Below are 15,373 nucleotides of genomic sequence, written 5' to 3'. Positions count from 1 at the left end.
ACCAAAATCCTAATCGTATACACTGCTATACCTATGACACGCCAACAGCTATTTGCTACCGCTTTTTCTCTCTTGCTGGGTGCTTCGCTCTCTGCCCAGGACCTCTCCGTGATCAACCAGCAGGAGGCCACCCGCCTGCTACAGACCCTCAGCCACGACAACATGCAGGGCCGTGCCGCCTTCTCGGCAGGTATAGAAAAAGCCGCTGACTTTATTGAGGAGGAGTTTCATGCCGCCGGGCTCACGCCGCTCAATGGCACCAGTTCCAGCCAGGCACCCTCTTACCGCCAGACCTTTTATGTGCATCGCCTCACGCCCAGCCAGACAGAAGTAAAGCTAGGCAAAAAGACCATTGCACCGGAGCATTTGTTTGTGAACACGGCACACGAGGGGTTCAACTGGAAGCATAAGAACAAGATCAACATCATCTCTATACCTGAGGGAGAGAACTTCAGGGCGGCTTTCGGGAAGGCGAATGCAGCGGAGCAGGACGCGATCGTGCTCGTACACCCAAGCCATGCCGAGGCTTTTGCCAACTACCGAGGCTACTTTGCAAGAGGTGGCGTGCGGAAAGAAGTGGGTACCGGCAGCAGCAAGGTATACGTGCTCACCGATCAGGCTGCCCCGAAGAAGTATGAGGTGAAGTTTGCCAACAAAGTAGAGAAACTGCCGCTTTCTAACGTGGTGGGCATGATCGAAGGCAAGCGCAAAAACGAGTTTGTGGTGTTCTCCGGCCACTACGACCACATCGGCTTCCACCACACCATCGACGGCGACAGTATTGCCAACGGTGCCGACGACGACGCCTCCGGCACCACAGCCATGATGATGCTGGCCCGCTACTACAAAGCACAGCCGCAACCGGAGCGTACCCTGATCTTCGCCGCTTTCACAGCCGAAGAGATCGGTGGCCACGGCTCCCGCTACTTCTCCGAGCAACTCAACCCCGACCAGATCGTGGCCATGTTCAACATCGAGATGGTGGGCAAACCCTCTAAATTCGGTCCGAACAGCGCCTACCTGACTGGTTACGAAAAGTCTGACTTGGGCAAAATGATGCAGAAGCGCCTCGAAGGCACCACCTACAGCATTCACGCCGACCCCTACCCGGAGCAAAACCTCTTCTACCGCTCCGACAATGCCACCCTAGCCCGCTTAGGTGTACCAGCCCATACCATTTCATCGGTGCAGATCGACCAAGACAAAACCTACCATACCGTAAAAGACGAGTTCGAACTGCTCGATATGCCGCACTTCACCAGCATGATCCGCGCCATTGCGCTGGCTGCACAGGGTGTTGTGTCGGGTGAGGACACGCCAATGCGAGTGGATAAGGCATTGGTGAAGTAATTCCCCCCTACCCCCCTCCTAAAAACAGGAGGGGGAATTTTTTCTGATGCAGGTATAGATTCGCAGCTTTTGCCTATCTCCCGTGCCTCTTTCTTTGTCTGAATCAGGATTTGCAGGATTTTAAATAGGGCCCCCATCCCCACGGATTAACAGGATTCCGGTGCACCATTGACATCCCCCTGCCCCCTTCAAAGGGGGACTTTGCGGCTATTGCTTGTCCATAGTATAAGCCTTGTAGCAAAGGTATGGCCCTGCCGGGTCCAACCACCCCTAACCCCTCCTTGTCTAAGGGAGTTTCTGTAACTGACAGTTCATAGGTATAATAACTGTAGCAAACAAACACTGGCACGCATCGAAAGACTAACTTGCCCCTTGCACTATGAAACTAGAAGTCGTGCCAGGTGCGCTTTTCGACGCTCCACTGTTTGAGCGTTCAGCGAGTTTGGAGCGTCTTGATTTTTTTGCTTACTTTTTTCATCAAGGAAAAAAGTAAGGCCCGCCCGGCCAGGGCAAACGGTGCCCGCTGCACAGGCGAAGCTACAAAGCAACGTAGATGGCTATACCTGCAACATCCGTAGTTACAAAACAGAACAGGTCCCGCCTATACCTAGACGGGACCTGTTCTGTTATACCTAATAGCTATACGCTATACCTTAATTCCTCACCGCAATCATCAACCCCAGCTCCTTGTACCGCATCCCAAACTTCTTGGCGATCTGCGAATTCGTCAGGCTGCCTTTGTAGATGTAAACGCCGCTGCGGTAGTGCTCGTTCATGAACAGCACCTCGTTGATGCCGCCGAATTTGGAGATCTCGGTAAAAATCGGGGTGAAGATATTGCTGAGCGCTGTGGAAGCGGTGCGCGGCACACGCGAAGCGATATTCGGTACGCAGTAATGAATGATATCGTATTTTCGGAAGATCGGGCGGCTATGCGAGGTCAGCTCGGAAGTCTCAAAGCAGCCTCCCTGGTCGATGCAGACGTCGATGATGATGGAGCCCGGGTTCATTTGGGCGACGACTCCCTCCTCTACCATACACGCCATGCGGCCTTCTTCCGCTACCAGTGCGCCAATCACCACATCTGCGTTTTTGAGCTCATGGTGCAGAATCGTTTTGTCTAGCGTGGAAGTGAAGATCGGTTGGCCAATGTTGTGCTTCAGGCGACGCAGTTTGTAAATATGATTGTCAAATACCTTTACTTCCGCTCCCAGTCCGAGGGCGGCTCTGGCGGCGTATTCGGCCACAGTACCTGCACCCATGATCACCACTTTGGATGGGGCCACGCCCGTTATACCTCCCAGAATCACGCCTTTTCCGTCTTTGCTGCTACTCAGATATTCCGCCGCGATCAGCATGGCCGAACTGCCAGCAATCTCGCTCATGGCGCGTACCACGGGCTTCGATTCCGACTTGTCGCGGATCAGCTCAAAGGAAATGGCGTTTATCTTTTTGCGGAGCAGGGCATTGATGTAATCGGAGGTCAGGTTGCCGAAATGCAGGGCGGAAATCAGCGTTTGGCCGGGGCGCAGGTACTCGATCTCGTCGTACGTAGGAGGTGCTATTTTGAGGATGATACCGGCTTCGTATACCTCTTTGCAGGAGTACACAATGCGGGCACCTGCTTCGGAGTAGTCGTTGTCGGAGTATTTGGACGGGCCGCCGGCGCCAGTCTCGACCCAGATCTCGTGGCCCTGGTCGGTGAGTTGTTTCACGGCATTGGGGGTAAGGCCGATGCGGTTTTCCTGAAACGACGACTCTTTCGGAAGCCCGATAAACAGGCTCTTGTATCGCTCCTCCACCGCCAGCATCGACTCCTTGGGGTAAAGGGCCTGGCTGGCAGCCAGTTTTCCTAATTCAACGGCGAATCTCTCCGTCATGCTCATACACGGTTTATGGTCATGGTGCGCTCCTCTCCTTCTGCAGCGGGCTGCAGCTGTACTAACAGGTAATGCTCCGGCAACAAGTTCGGGATCATAGAAGGCCACTCAATCAGGCAGGTATGGCCGGAGTCAAAGTACTCCAGCGCCCCGATGTTGAGCGCCTCACGTTCCTCGTTAATCCTATAAAAGTCAAAATGATAAATTAGGTTCCCTTCGTTCGTTTCGTACTCGTTCACCAGGGCGAAGGTCGGGCTACTTACGTTCTCCTCCACGCCTAGCTGGCGGCAGAGCTCTTTGATCAGCGTGGTCTTTCCGGCACCCATCGGGCCTTCAAACAAAATAATGGGCTCCTCGCGAGCCTCCTCTAAAAGCACAGAAGCCGCCGCCGGCAGGTCAGCCAACGACGACATCTTGATACTTGCCTTCTCCACTCCTATGTTATGCATTCTTGGGCGTCAGTGTCACAAACGGAATAATACACTCCTCCAGCGACACGCCTCCGTGCTGGAAGGTGTCTTTGTAGTAGTTCACGTAATAGTTATAATTGTTCGGGTATGCGAAGAAGTAGTCTTCGATCGCAAATACAAACGTAGTGGAAACGTTGGCCTTTGGCAAGAAAAATCGCTCCGGCTTGCGTACCGTGAACACATCTTTGTCGGTGTAACCGAGGTTCTTACCATGCTTATACCTCAGGTTAGTGTTCGTCTGGCGGTCGCCGATGATCTTGAACGGACGCTTCACCCGGATGGTGCCGTGGTCGGTCGTGATAATGAGGCGGGCCTTGCGGTCGGCAATCAGCTTCAGCATCTCGAACAGCGGCGAGTGGATGAACCACGAGCGGGTGATGGAACGGTAAGCCGACTCGTCCGGCGCCAGTTCGCGCACCATGTTGCTGTCGGTGCGGGCGTGCGAGAGCATGTCCACAAAGTTGTACACGATCACGTTCAGCTTGTTGTTGTCGAGGTTATTGAACTTGCTGTTCAGGTCTTTGCCCGCGGCCGGGTTCGTGATCTTATGGTAGCTGTGCTTTTCAGAAATGCGGTTCTGCTGCAGCTGTATATCCAGAAAGTCCGGCTCGTTTAGGTTCTTGCCCTCCTCCTCGTCGTCGCTCACCCACAGGTTGGGGTATTTCTTCACGATCTCAGTCGGCATCATACCTGAGAAGATCGCGTTACGGGCGTAGGCGGTGGTGGTGGGTAGAATGGAGTAGAACATCTCCTCTGAGTCTACCGTGAAGTATTCCGAAATGAGCGGCTCCAGCACCTTCCACTGGTCATAACGCAGGTTGTCGATCAGCACAAAGTAGATTGGCTTGTCTGACTCCTTCATCATCGGGAACACGCGCTCGCGGAACAGCTGGTGCGACATCATCGGCGCATCATCCGACTCTTTGTTGATCCAGTCTTCGTAATTGTCCATGATGAACTTGGCGAAATTGGAGTTGGCCTCGTCTTTCTGCATGTTGATCACGTCGGCCATGCTCTTGTTTTCCGTCTCGTCGATCTCCAGCTCCCAGTACACCAGTTTCTTGTAAATATCGGCCCACTCACCCGGACTCAGGCGCTCGCCAAAGGCCATGCCCAGCTGGCGGAAGTCGCGCTGGTAGCTCATGTTGGTTTTCTCGGATACCAAACGCTTGTTCTCCAGCGTTTTTTTAACTGAAAGCAGGATCTGGTTCGGATTGAGCGGTTTGATCAGGTAGTCGGATATTTTGGAGCCAATGGCCTCCTCCATGATGTGCTCTTCCTCGCTCTTGGTGATCATGATGACAGGCATGGCCGGCCGGATGGTCTTGATCTCGTTCAGGGCCTCGAGGCCGCTGATGCCGGGCATGTTTTCGTCGAGGAACACCACATCGTAAGCTTGTTCCTGCACCTTCTCGATGGCGTCGGCGCCGCTGTTGACAGGGGTAATATCGTAGCCTCTCTCTTCCAGGAAAAGAATGTGTGGCTTGAGCAGGTCGATTTCGTCATCGGCCCATAAAATGGTATATCTTTGCATAGTTTTATTTGTTGCGCGGGTTACTAAATAGCTTCATTGTTAATTGGTTACTATACCTAAACGCAAACAAACGCGCACAGGTGGCGGTTAATGCCCGGGGCTGATTTGGCTTCTGTATGAGCAACCGATTAACGATTAGCAATTTAACAATTAAAAACCTCGGTTTTTGTGAATAAGAAAAAAATATTAAACGACCCTGTATACGGTTTCATTACGGTGCCGTCTGAGTTGCTGTTCGACATCATCGACCATCCCTACTTTCAGCGTCTGCGCCGGATCAAGCAATTGGGGTTGACCGAGATGGTATACCCGGGTGCCCTGCATACCCGTTTTCATCACGCCTTGGGGGCCATGAACCTGATGAACCTGGCCCTGAACACGCTGCGCGGCAAGAACAACGAGATTTCCGATGCTGAGTTCGAAGCCTCGCTGATTGCCATCCTCTTGCACGACGTGGGGCACGGACCTTTTTCGCATGCGCTGGAGACGGCTATTTTCCAAGAGGTGCACCACGAGCACCTTTCGCTGCACATCATGCACCTGCTTAACGAAGAATTTGGCGGCAGATTGAGCCTGGCCATTCAAATTTTTACGGATACCTATCACCGCCGCTTCTTTCACCAGCTCGTCTCAAGCCAGCTCGACGTGGACCGCCTCGACTACCTGAACCGCGACAGCTTCTATACCGGTGTATACGAAGGAAAGATCGGCGCCGACCGTCTGATCAAGATGCTGGACGTGGCCAACGACAAGCTGGTGGTAGAGGAAAAAGCTATTTATAGCATCGAAAACTTTCTGGTGAGCCGCCGCCTGATGTACTGGCAGGTATACCTGCACAAGACTGTGATCAGTGCCGAGCACATGGTGTTGCGTACCGTGCAGCGCGCCCGCGAGTTGCTGCAGCAAGGTATAGACGTACCCGCCAGCTCCTGCCTCAAGTTCTTTTTGTCTTCCAACCTCACTTTGGAGGATTTCCAACGAGATGCCAGCATTCTGGAGCGCTTCGTTTCGCTCGACGACCACGATGTGTGGAGCGGCATTAAAGAATGGGCCAGCCACTCCGACCCGGTCATTTCTTATCTTTCCAAAAGCATCCTCAACCGCAAGCTGTTCAAGGTATACATCTCGAGCAAGCCGATTGATGAGGAGATGATGCTGGGTATAAGCGAACTGGTGATGGAGCGTTTCCAGGTGCATCCTGAAGACGTGAAATATCTGATGATTTCGGGCCGCATCAGCAACAATGCCTATCAGGCTGAGGGGCAGTCCATTAACGTGCTCACGAAAACGGGCTATGTGGTGAACGCGGCCGATGCCTCGGATCTGCCCAACATACAGGCATTGAGCAACAAAGTGGAGAAATACTTTGTCTGTTACCCGAAGGAAGTAGCAGCTTTATAGAAACCGGCTATAGGATTTGCACGGGATTTGCTTGTCCTCTCCGTAATCTGCGGCAGAATATGGCGGCGCAGCGTAAAGTTTTTAGTAAGTTTGCGTCCCCGACGGGTAGCACATTTTATTTTTTGCTCTAATTTTACAAGATGGAATTCACTATTCAACAGATTGCAGACCTTTTGAAGGGAGAAGTTGAAGGAGACAATACAGTAAAGGTCAGCACATTAGCCAAAATTGAAGAGGCCCAGGCTGGGGCACTCGCGTTTTTGTCTAACTTAAAATATGAACCCTATCTTTACACTACCGGAGCAAGTGCGGTGATCGTATCGGACAAACTGGAGCTCAAAAAGCCTGTGTCCGCCTCCCTCATCCGTGTAGCCGATCCATATTCCAGTTTTTCAACCTTACTGGCTTATTACCAGCAGGCTGTGCTCGCTTCTAAGGTGGGCGTAGAAGAGCCTTGCTTTATGGGCGCTGGCAGCGAAATAGGCGAAGGCCATTACCGCGGTGCCTTTTCTTACATCGGCAACAACTGCAAAATTGGCCAGAACGTGCGCATTTACCCGCAGGCATACATCGGCGACAATTGCACCATTGGCGATAACACCACTATTTTCGCGGGAGCCAAGTTATACGCCAACACCGTAGTGGGTGCCAACTGTACCCTGCATGCCGGTGTGGTACTGGGCAGTGACGGTTTCGGCTTTGCCCCTCAGCCAGACGGCACCTACAAAAATGTACCGCAGATCGGCAATGTGGTGCTGGAAGACGACGTGAACATCGGCGCCAACACCACCATCGACTGCGCCACCATGGGCTCTACCATTATCCGCAAGGGCACCAAGATCGACAACCTGGTGCAGGTAGCCCATAACGTGGAGGTTGGCCAGCATACCGTTATCGCCTCACAGACAGGCATTTCCGGCTCTACTAAAATTGGCAATAACTGTGTGATTGCCGGGCAGGTGGGCATCGTAGGCCATATCAGCATAGCCGACAAAACCACCATTGGTGCACAATCAGGCGTGTCCAAGTCTGTGAAAGAGTCGGGCACCGTTATTCAAGGCTCCCCTGCCTTCGACTACAAACAAAACCTCAAAGCCATCACCGTGTTCCGCAAATTGCCGGAAATGCAGCGTGTTCTGGACGAGCTGAAAGAGAAGAATTAAAACTTCAGGTCACTGTTGCCCTGTGCCAATAATTAAAATTGGCAGGCAGTGTATAAAATCTTAAGTTTGCACTCGCAATGCTCCCTCCGCTGTAAGTCCGCTCATACTCTGTGCGCTACAGCAGCGAAAGTATCGCCACAAGCTAACAACGAAACATTAAATGAATTATAAACAGCACACTATCAAAGGTCCGGTAACGGTATCGGGCATTGGGTTGCATACGGGCGTTGTGTCAAACATGACCTTTAAGCCCGCCCCTGCAAACCATGGCTACAAATTTCAGCGCATTGACCTTGAGGGGCAGCCGATTGTAAATGTAGACGTGGACAATGTGGTGGACCTTTCGCGTGGCACGACCATCGAGCAGAACGGCGCGCGCGTGAACACAGTGGAGCATACGCTGGCGGCCCTGGTAGGCCTGCAGATCGACAATGTGCTGATTGAACTCGACGGCCCGGAGCCCCCCATCATGGACGGTTCTTCCATTGAGTTTGTAAAAGCCCTGCTGGAAGTAGGCCTGCAGGAGCAGAACGCCCTGCGCAACTACTTCGAGATAACCGAAGGCGTGAGCTACAAAGACGACAGCCGTGGCGTGGAAATAGCCGCCCTGCCGCTCGACGACTACCGCCTGACCGTGATGGTGGACTACAACTCGCCTGTACTGGGCAGTCAGCACGCCTCCATCACCGACATGAACCAGTTTGAGGGGGAAATTGCTCCTTGCCGTACCTTCTGCTTCCTGCACGAGCTCGAGGCGCTTTATAAGCAAAATCTAATCAAAGGCGGTGACCTGGACAATGCCATCGTGATCGTGGACCGCGTGGTAGAGGATGGTGAGCTGGAATACCTGGCTGACCTGCTGGGCAAGAAGAAAGTGAAAGTAGAGGAAGAAGGCATTCTGAACAACACAGCCCTCCGCTTCAAAAACGAAATGGCCCGCCACAAGCTGCTGGACCTGATGGGCGACCTCGCCCTGATCGGACGCCCGATCAAAGGACAGATTCTGGCAGCCAGACCAGGCCACGCCGCCAACATCGCGTTTGCACGCCGTGTGAAGAAACTTATACAGGAAGCTTCGATCAAGACCGTACCCACCTACGACCCGAAGAAGCCACCGGTGATGGACATCAACCAGATTGCGGCCACACTGCCGCACCGGTACCCTTTCCTGCTGATAGACAAGATCATCCACTTAGACGAAACCACGGTAACGGGCGTTAAGAACGTGACCATGAACGAGCCTTTCTTCCAAGGCCACTTCCCGGGCAACCCTGTGCTGCCTGGCGTGATTCAGATCGAGGCGATGGCCCAGACGGGCGGTATACTGGTACTGAACACGGTGGAGAATCCGGAAGACTACTGGACCTATTTCCTGGGCATAGACCGCTGCCGCTTCAAGCGCAAGGTAATTCCGGGCGATACCATAATTTTTAAATGTGAATTGCTTGCCCCTGTGAAGCGGGGTATTGCCAAAATGAGTGGTCAGGCCTTTGTGGGTGGCCAGCTGGTAATGGAGGCAGAGATGTCGGCAAGTATAGTAAAGAAAGACGCATGAATCAGCCGTTAGCATACATCCACCCAGAGGCTAAAATTGCCCAGAATGTGGTCGTAGAGCCTTTTTCCACGATTTACAAGAACGTAGAGATCGGAGAAGGCACCTGGATTGGCCCCAACGTGACCATTATGGAGGGCGCCCGTATAGGCAAAAACTGCAAAATATACCCGGGTGCCGTTATCTCTTCTGTGCCGCAGGACCTCAAGTTCGCCGGCGAGGAGACAACCGCCATCATCGGTGACAATACCGTAATCAGAGAGTGCGTGACCATCAGCCGTGGCACCATTGACAAGATGAAGACCGTAGTGGGCAGCAATTGCCTGATCATGTCCTACGCCCATATTGCGCACGACTGTATTGTGGGCAATAACTGCATCGTGGTGAACGCCGTGCAGATGGCCGGACACGTGGAGATGGGCGATTACGCCATCATCGGGGGTTCGAGCGCCGTGCACCAGTTCGTGAAGATCGGTGCCCATGCCATGATCTCGGGTGGTTCGCTGGTTCGCAAAGACGTGCCTCCTTATGTGAAGGCAGCGCGCGAGCCGCTTACTTATGCCGGTATCAACTCCATTGGTCTGCGCCGCAGAGGTTTCAACAGCGAGCAGATCAACGAGGTGCAGCAAATCTACCGCATCCTGTTCATGAGCGGCAACAACACCACTGAAGCCCTAGACAAGATCGAACTGGAGATGGCCCCTAGCCGTGAGCGTGACGAGATCATCAAATTCGTGCGCGACTCCGGCCGCGGTATCATAAAGAGCTACTTCTCGAAAGATGCAAATTAACCTAAGCAACTTAGGTAAACGCTACAATTACGAGTGGATTTTCCGGAACCTGACCTATACCTTAGAGTCAGGCACCTCATATGCCATTTTGGGGCATAACGGGTCCGGTAAATCCACTCTTCTTACTGTTATCGCCGGCCACAACCTGCACTCGGAGGGTGAAATCACCTACCTGATCGATGGCAAGGCAGTCGCGCCGGATGCAGCCTATCGCCAGCTCTCCCTCACAGCCCCTTACCTAGAGCTGGTGGAGGAATTTACCCTCAGCGAGATGATCGCCTTCCATACTCGTTTCAAGCAATTGCGCGGCAACCTGTCGCATGATGCGTTGATAGAACGGATGGGCCTGCAGAAGTCCCGCAACAAGTATGTGAAGGATTTTTCGTCGGGTATGAAGCAGCGCCTGAAGCTGGGGCTGGCCATCTACTCCGACACCAAACTGCTCGTGCTCGACGAGCCTACCACCAACCTGGATCAAGAAGGTGTGAGCTGGTACCAGGAGCACGTGGCCGCCAATAAAGAAGGCAGGCTGATCATTGTGGGGTCCAACATCGTGCATGAGTACAGTTTCTGCGACCAGCACCTTTACATCACAGACTACCACGCCCAGGCCAAGCAGCCAAAATCAGCAAAGTCTTAATTCTCTACCCATCCCCTACTGTCGAATTAGCCTTCAAAACGTAGAGATTTCGCGTATCTGGCGGAAGAAATACGCCGATTGGCTTCGCATAATCTCCCCGAAGCGATTAACAGACAACGAACAGCGTAAAATATTACCGAATTACAGTTTAGCTCCCTAAATTTGTAAGAGATACACGTAATCAAATACCATGGGAAGAGCATTTGAATTTAGAAAAGCGCGTAAGTTTAAGCGTTGGGACAAAATGTCGAAGGCATTTACGCGCCTCGGCAAAGAGATTGTGATGGCGGTGAAGGAAGCCGGCCCTAACCCGGAAACCAACTCCCGACTTCGTACGGCCATCCAGAACGCCAAAGGCGTAAACATGCCGAAAGACCGTGTGGAAGCGGCCATCAAGCGTGCCTCCTCCAAAGAAGAAAAAGATTACGAAGAAGTAGTATACGAGGGCTACGGTCCGCACGGCATCGCCATTCTGGTAGAGACTGCCACTGACAACCTGAACCGTACCATCGCCAACATGCGCGTATACTTTTCGCGTGCAGGCGGCGCCGTAGGCAAAACCGGCTCCCTGGATTTCATCTTCACCCGCAAAGGCATTTTCAAGATTGCCGCTGAAGGGCTCGACATTGAAGAGCTGGAGCTGGAACTGATTGACGCCGGTGCAGAGGACATTTATGAGCACGAGGGGGAAATCATCGTGGAGACGGCCTTCACTGACTTTGGTGCCATGCAAAAGGCGCTGGAGGAAAAAGGCCTGAACGTAATCAGCGCTGAACTGCAGCGTGTGCCGAATACGCGCACAGAGCTGAGCGACGAGCAAGCCGAGGAAATCGAGAACCTGATCGAGAAAATCGAAGAAGACGACGACGTGCAAGCCGTGTACCACAACATGGCATAAGCACTCGCCCATTCTGAAGGTATAGCAAAAGGCTGTCTGTATAAATACAGGCAGCCTTTTTTGTACTCAATAATTCCACGGGTATAGCTCCGGCTCTTTTCCGCCGCGCACCTTCATGTGCAGTGGGTGCACGCCCTCGGTTTCATCGAAATACAGGAAAGCGTCGTAGCGCTCAGGTATAACGGTGGGCACGTAGTTGCCGAGGTGTTCCATTTTAGGGTCGTATACCACGCCAATGGCACGGTGCGGAACAGGTTGCTGTAGCTCAGGTATAGCTTTCAGGTCTTTGGAAAGGATGATCTTGTCGTCGGTGTTGATTTCGTGCAGCATGTGCTCCCAGCTCCCTGCGCGAGCAGGCGGCATTTCCATTTTCTGCATCGGTGCTCCCCACGAGCGGCTCGCGATCACGTTGCCCTGGTAGCTGCCAAAGCCCACTAGTTTCACCTGCTCCCGGCCGTACTTCTCACGGGCCAGCTGTCCGATGTTAAACATACCGTCGTCGGCCATGTCGGTATACCTGGCGTCGCCGATGTGGGTGTTGTGCTCCCATACAATAGCCTTGGCATCGGGGCCGTTGAGTTCCAACAAACGATCCAACGTTTCCATCATGTGCGTGTCGCGCACGTTCCAGGATCCGGCCCCTCCCCTGATCATGGCGCGGTAGTATTTCTCTGCATTTACGGCCACCAGCGCATTCTGCGCTGTGTTAAACTCGTGCTCCGGGTCATCGGGGAAAATCGGGCGCCGGGACACTTGCTCCAGCATTTCCAGCACTTCGGTCTCGCAGTCGGTGGGGACGAAGGCGGTGGCCTGGGCGTAGTTTTGCGGGTCGCGGTGATAGGGCTCGAAGCAGCGAACGGCGGCACGTGCGGCTTCGGCAGCCTTTCCGTTATGCCTTTCCATGTATCGGAGCACCTGTTCCAGCGACTCCCAAAGGCTGTACACGTCCAGTCCGTAGAAGCCGATCTTGTCCTGCACCTGCCGCAGGTTGTTGAAGTCCCGAAGCCACTCCACCAGGGCGGCCACCTCCCAGTTGGCCCACATCCAGGTAGGCCAGCGGCGGTATACCTCCAGCACCTCGGCTATCCGGCGGCCGGAATTCTGGTAGCCTTTCACAAAGCGGTTCACGGCGTAGCACTCCGGCCAGTCGCCTTCCACGGCTATGAAACGGAAGCCCTTGTCCTCAATCAGACGCCTGGAAATGGCCGTTCGCCAGGTATAGTACTCCGATGTGCCATGCGAGGCCTCTCCCAACATCACGACCCGGGCATCACCAATCTCGTCAATCAGCTCGTCAAGGTCTTTTTCTTTCGTAATCGGACTGTATTTGAAGCGTTTGTTTTCCATAGGTAGAAAGCGGAGGTAAAAGTGTATCTGACTCACTCTTAAAATTTTGTGTATTGTACTTTCAATTCGGCGCTAATGTTTTGCAAAAAAGAAAGCCTGCCGTACCAAACGATACAGCGGGCTTTTCGGAGTGGTATAGCAGGTATACCTTACGACTGGTTCTGGTTGGCGAACACCCGGCGCAGCAGCTCGGTGGTGCGGGCAATCGGGTTTTCGCGAATGTTCGCCTCTTCCTGGGCAATCAGTGTGAACAGGCCGTCCATGGCTTTCTCGGTTGCATACTCGTCCAGGTTCGGGTTTACCTTCTGCACCATCGGGATCTGGTTATACCTGGTCACGAGGTCGGTATAGTAGCGGGTGGCGTTGGTCTTCTCCAGCGACTGACGTATCACCGGCATAAAGGCTGCCTGCAATTGCGAGGAAGTCGTGCGCTTGAGGTAGTTTGTGGCTGCGTCCTTATCGCCCTTCAAAATACCCCAAGCATCCTGTATGGTCATTTGCTTGATGGCGTTCACAAAGATAGGCACAGCGCTTTTGGCGGCATCTTCGGCTCCACGGTTCAGCGTCAGCACGAAGCGGTCCACCTCTTTGCCCAGACCTACCTGGCGCAGCGTGTTCTCCACCTTCTGCACATCCGGCGGAAAAGGAATACGGATCAGCGAGTTCTTATAGAAGCCGTCGGTCTGGGATGCCTGGTTTGAGCCTTTGGTGATGCCTACTTCCAGGGCCTGCCTCAAGCCAGAGGCTACTTCTTCGCGGGTAACAGCGGTTCCGGTTCCCGTTCCGGCCATCACACCATCAACAGTGCGCTGGATTTCGGCCACCGTGCAGGACGAAGCGCCAAGGCCAAGGGCGATAAGGGAAGTGTAGAGTAATTTTTTCATGGGTTTAGAGTTTAATTCTCGAACATGCAGGCCTATACCTGAAAGCCGGGTCGAAAATACAGAAAATAACCGCGGCTATGCTTCAAATCAGGCGAACATCTTTAACTTGAATGGGTTTTCCTTTGCAACGCACAAATCAGACCAAAAAAATTTAACATGAAAACGGTTCTTGCAGAAATCATCACGATTGGCGACGAAATACTCTACGGGCAGATAGTGGACACCAATTCTGCGTGGATGGGGACAGAACTTGCCAAAATTGGGATAAGGGTGAAGCAAATCACGTCGGTGTCGGATGAGGCAGGCCACATTGTAGAAGCGCTCGACAGCGCCAAGACCCGCGCAGACATCATCCTGATGACCGGCGGACTAGGCCCCACCAAAGACGACCTGACCAAAGACGTGCTGGCCGATTACTTCCATACTGAGCTGAAACTGGACGAGCAGTCGCTGGCCGATGTGACGACGCTGTTCAAAAACCGGGGTTTCGAGCTGACGGAATTGAACCGGCAGCAGGCTTTTCTGCCCGCCTCGTGCAAGCCCGTGCGCAACGTGCTGGGGACAGCACCGGGTATGTGGTTTGAGGATGCGGGCAAGGTATACGTGTCGATGCCGGGCGTGCCTTACGAGATGAAACGCATGATGACCGACATTGTGTTGCCGCAGCTTAAGGCTTATTTCAATCCGCCCAGCATTATCCACAAGGTGATCCAGACAGTAGGGATACCGGAGTCGATGCTGGCCGAGCGGCTGGACGAGTGGGAAACGAGCCTGCCGCCGCACATCAAGCTGGCCTACCTGCCTCACCTGGGCGGCGTGCGCCTGCGCCTGACAGGTATAGCCGAGCAGGCCGGTCAGCTGGAAAAAGAGCTCGAAACGGAAGTAAACAAACTTTCGGCCCTTGTACCGAAGCACATCTTTGCCTACGGCGAGGTACCCCTGGAGGAAGCCCTGGGCCAGCTATTGAAAGAGCGTAGCCTGACCATTTCAGTAGCCGAGAGCTGCACGGGGGGCTACATCGCACACCGCTTCACAAGTGTGCCGGGCAGTTCAGCTTACTTCCTAGGAGGTGTGGTGGCCTACGACAATAAGGTGAAAATGCAGGTACTCGGCGTGAAGCCCGAAACACTACAGCAGCACGGCGCCGTCAGCGAAGCCACCGTGTTGGAAATGGCCCAGAACATACGTCATAAACTGGGAACCGACATTGGGGTAGCCACCAGCGGTATAGCCGGCCCCGACGGCGGCACACCCGACAAGCCGGTCGGTACCATCTGGATCGCCTATGCCGACCAGCACGGCGCCAAAGCAAAACTTTTGCAATACAACAAAAACCGGCAGCTCAATATCGAGTATACAGCCTTGGCCGTGCTCAACCTCGTACGCCAAAGTTTGAATATAGCCGTTGATGAATAGGCTAAAATCCTTAACTTTGTTTGCAAATCCGGGCCGACAGGTATAGC

Annotated in this window: 13 protein-coding genes; 8 read left to right on the top strand and 5 right to left on the bottom strand. The window is 53.5% G+C overall.

From position 1 onward, the window contains the following. The first annotated feature begins 33 nt into the window (after positions 1 to 33). The gene (locus B0B12_RS14470) at positions 34 to 1,350 is read left to right on the top strand and encodes a M20/M25/M40 family metallo-hydrolase (protein WP_076670015.1); all 1,317 of its coding nucleotides are present in this window, start codon (positions 34 to 36) and stop codon (positions 1,348 to 1,350) included. 653 nt (positions 1,351 to 2,003) lie between these two features. Here the strand turns inward: B0B12_RS14470 and B0B12_RS14465 are convergent. The 3 genes from B0B12_RS14465 to porX are packed head-to-tail and all read right to left on the bottom strand — an operon-like array spanning position 2,004 to position 5,234. Beyond that, positions 2,004 to 3,230: an alanine dehydrogenase gene (locus B0B12_RS14465; RefSeq protein WP_076670012.1), complete on the bottom strand. Its 1,227-nt coding sequence runs from the start codon at positions 3,228 to 3,230 to the stop codon at positions 2,004 to 2,006. A 2-nt stretch (positions 3,231 to 3,232) separates the two neighbouring features. Then, positions 3,233 to 3,679, bottom strand: coding sequence for a tRNA (adenosine(37)-N6)-threonylcarbamoyltransferase complex ATPase subunit type 1 TsaE (gene tsaE / locus B0B12_RS14460; RefSeq protein ID WP_425298499.1), 447 nt, complete (start codon positions 3,677 to 3,679; stop codon positions 3,233 to 3,235). After that, positions 3,672 to 5,234 (bottom strand): T9SS response regulator signal transducer PorX, encoded by a 1,563-nt coding sequence (gene porX / locus B0B12_RS14455; protein ID WP_076670009.1) that lies wholly within the window; start codon positions 5,232 to 5,234, stop codon positions 3,672 to 3,674. The genes tsaE and porX overlap by 8 nt, the downstream gene beginning before the upstream one ends. Positions 5,235 to 5,402: 168 nt before the next feature. Here porX and B0B12_RS14450 point away from each other — a divergent pair, with 168 nt between their 5' ends. The 6 genes from B0B12_RS14450 (at position 5,403) to B0B12_RS14425 (ending at position 11,679) form a co-directional block, all read left to right on the top strand. After that, on the top strand, positions 5,403 to 6,635 hold the full coding sequence (locus B0B12_RS14450; RefSeq protein ID WP_076670006.1) for an HD domain-containing protein: 1,233 nt from the start codon (positions 5,403 to 5,405) through the stop codon (positions 6,633 to 6,635). Between the two features lie 140 nt (positions 6,636 to 6,775). Beyond that, positions 6,776 to 7,798, top strand: coding sequence for a UDP-3-O-(3-hydroxymyristoyl)glucosamine N-acyltransferase (gene lpxD / locus B0B12_RS14445; protein ID WP_076670003.1), 1,023 nt, complete (start codon positions 6,776 to 6,778; stop codon positions 7,796 to 7,798). 160 nt (positions 7,799 to 7,958) lie between these two features. Continuing rightward, complete coding sequence (locus B0B12_RS14440) at positions 7,959 to 9,353, top strand: bifunctional UDP-3-O-[3-hydroxymyristoyl] N-acetylglucosamine deacetylase/3-hydroxyacyl-ACP dehydratase (RefSeq protein ID WP_076670000.1); 1,395 nt, start codon at positions 7,959 to 7,961, stop codon at positions 9,351 to 9,353. Continuing rightward, positions 9,350 to 10,141 carry an acyl-ACP--UDP-N-acetylglucosamine O-acyltransferase gene (gene lpxA, locus B0B12_RS14435; protein WP_076669997.1) on the top strand — a complete coding sequence of 264 codons (792 nt, stop codon included), beginning with the start codon at positions 9,350 to 9,352 and terminating at the stop codon, positions 10,139 to 10,141. Before B0B12_RS14440 ends, lpxA begins: the two co-directional genes overlap by 4 nt. After that, positions 10,131 to 10,781 carry an ABC transporter ATP-binding protein gene (locus tag B0B12_RS14430; RefSeq protein WP_076669994.1) on the top strand — a complete coding sequence of 217 codons (651 nt, stop codon included), beginning with the start codon at positions 10,131 to 10,133 and terminating at the stop codon, positions 10,779 to 10,781. The genes lpxA and B0B12_RS14430 overlap by 11 nt, the downstream gene beginning before the upstream one ends. A 190-nt stretch (positions 10,782 to 10,971) precedes the next feature. After that, complete coding sequence (locus B0B12_RS14425) at positions 10,972 to 11,679, top strand: YebC/PmpR family DNA-binding transcriptional regulator (RefSeq protein ID WP_076669991.1); 708 nt, start codon at positions 10,972 to 10,974, stop codon at positions 11,677 to 11,679. A gap of 66 nt (positions 11,680 to 11,745) precedes the next feature. Here B0B12_RS14425 and B0B12_RS14420 read toward each other — a convergent pair whose 3' ends face one another. Together B0B12_RS14420 and B0B12_RS14415 are read right to left on the bottom strand one after the other, a co-directional pair. Further along, entirely contained in the window at positions 11,746 to 13,026 is a 1,281-nt protein-coding gene (locus B0B12_RS14420) for an erythromycin esterase family protein (RefSeq protein WP_076669988.1), read from the bottom strand. Between the two features lie 149 nt (positions 13,027 to 13,175). Continuing rightward, complete coding sequence (locus B0B12_RS14415) at positions 13,176 to 13,910, bottom strand: DUF4197 domain-containing protein (protein WP_076669985.1); 735 nt, start codon at positions 13,908 to 13,910, stop codon at positions 13,176 to 13,178. A gap of 156 nt (positions 13,911 to 14,066) precedes the next feature. Here B0B12_RS14415 and B0B12_RS14410 point away from each other — a divergent pair, with 156 nt between their 5' ends. Continuing rightward, positions 14,067 to 15,326, top strand: coding sequence for a competence/damage-inducible protein A (locus tag B0B12_RS14410; protein WP_076669982.1), 1,260 nt, complete (start codon positions 14,067 to 14,069; stop codon positions 15,324 to 15,326). The last annotated feature ends 47 nt before the right edge of the window (positions 15,327 to 15,373 follow it).

Source organism: Pontibacter indicus (assembly GCF_900156345.1).
Classification (GTDB): Bacteria; Bacteroidota; Bacteroidia; order Cytophagales; family Hymenobacteraceae; genus Pontibacter; species Pontibacter indicus.
The sequence above is the reverse complement of the archived record's forward strand: the minus strand, read 5'-3'. Positions and strand labels throughout refer to the sequence as shown.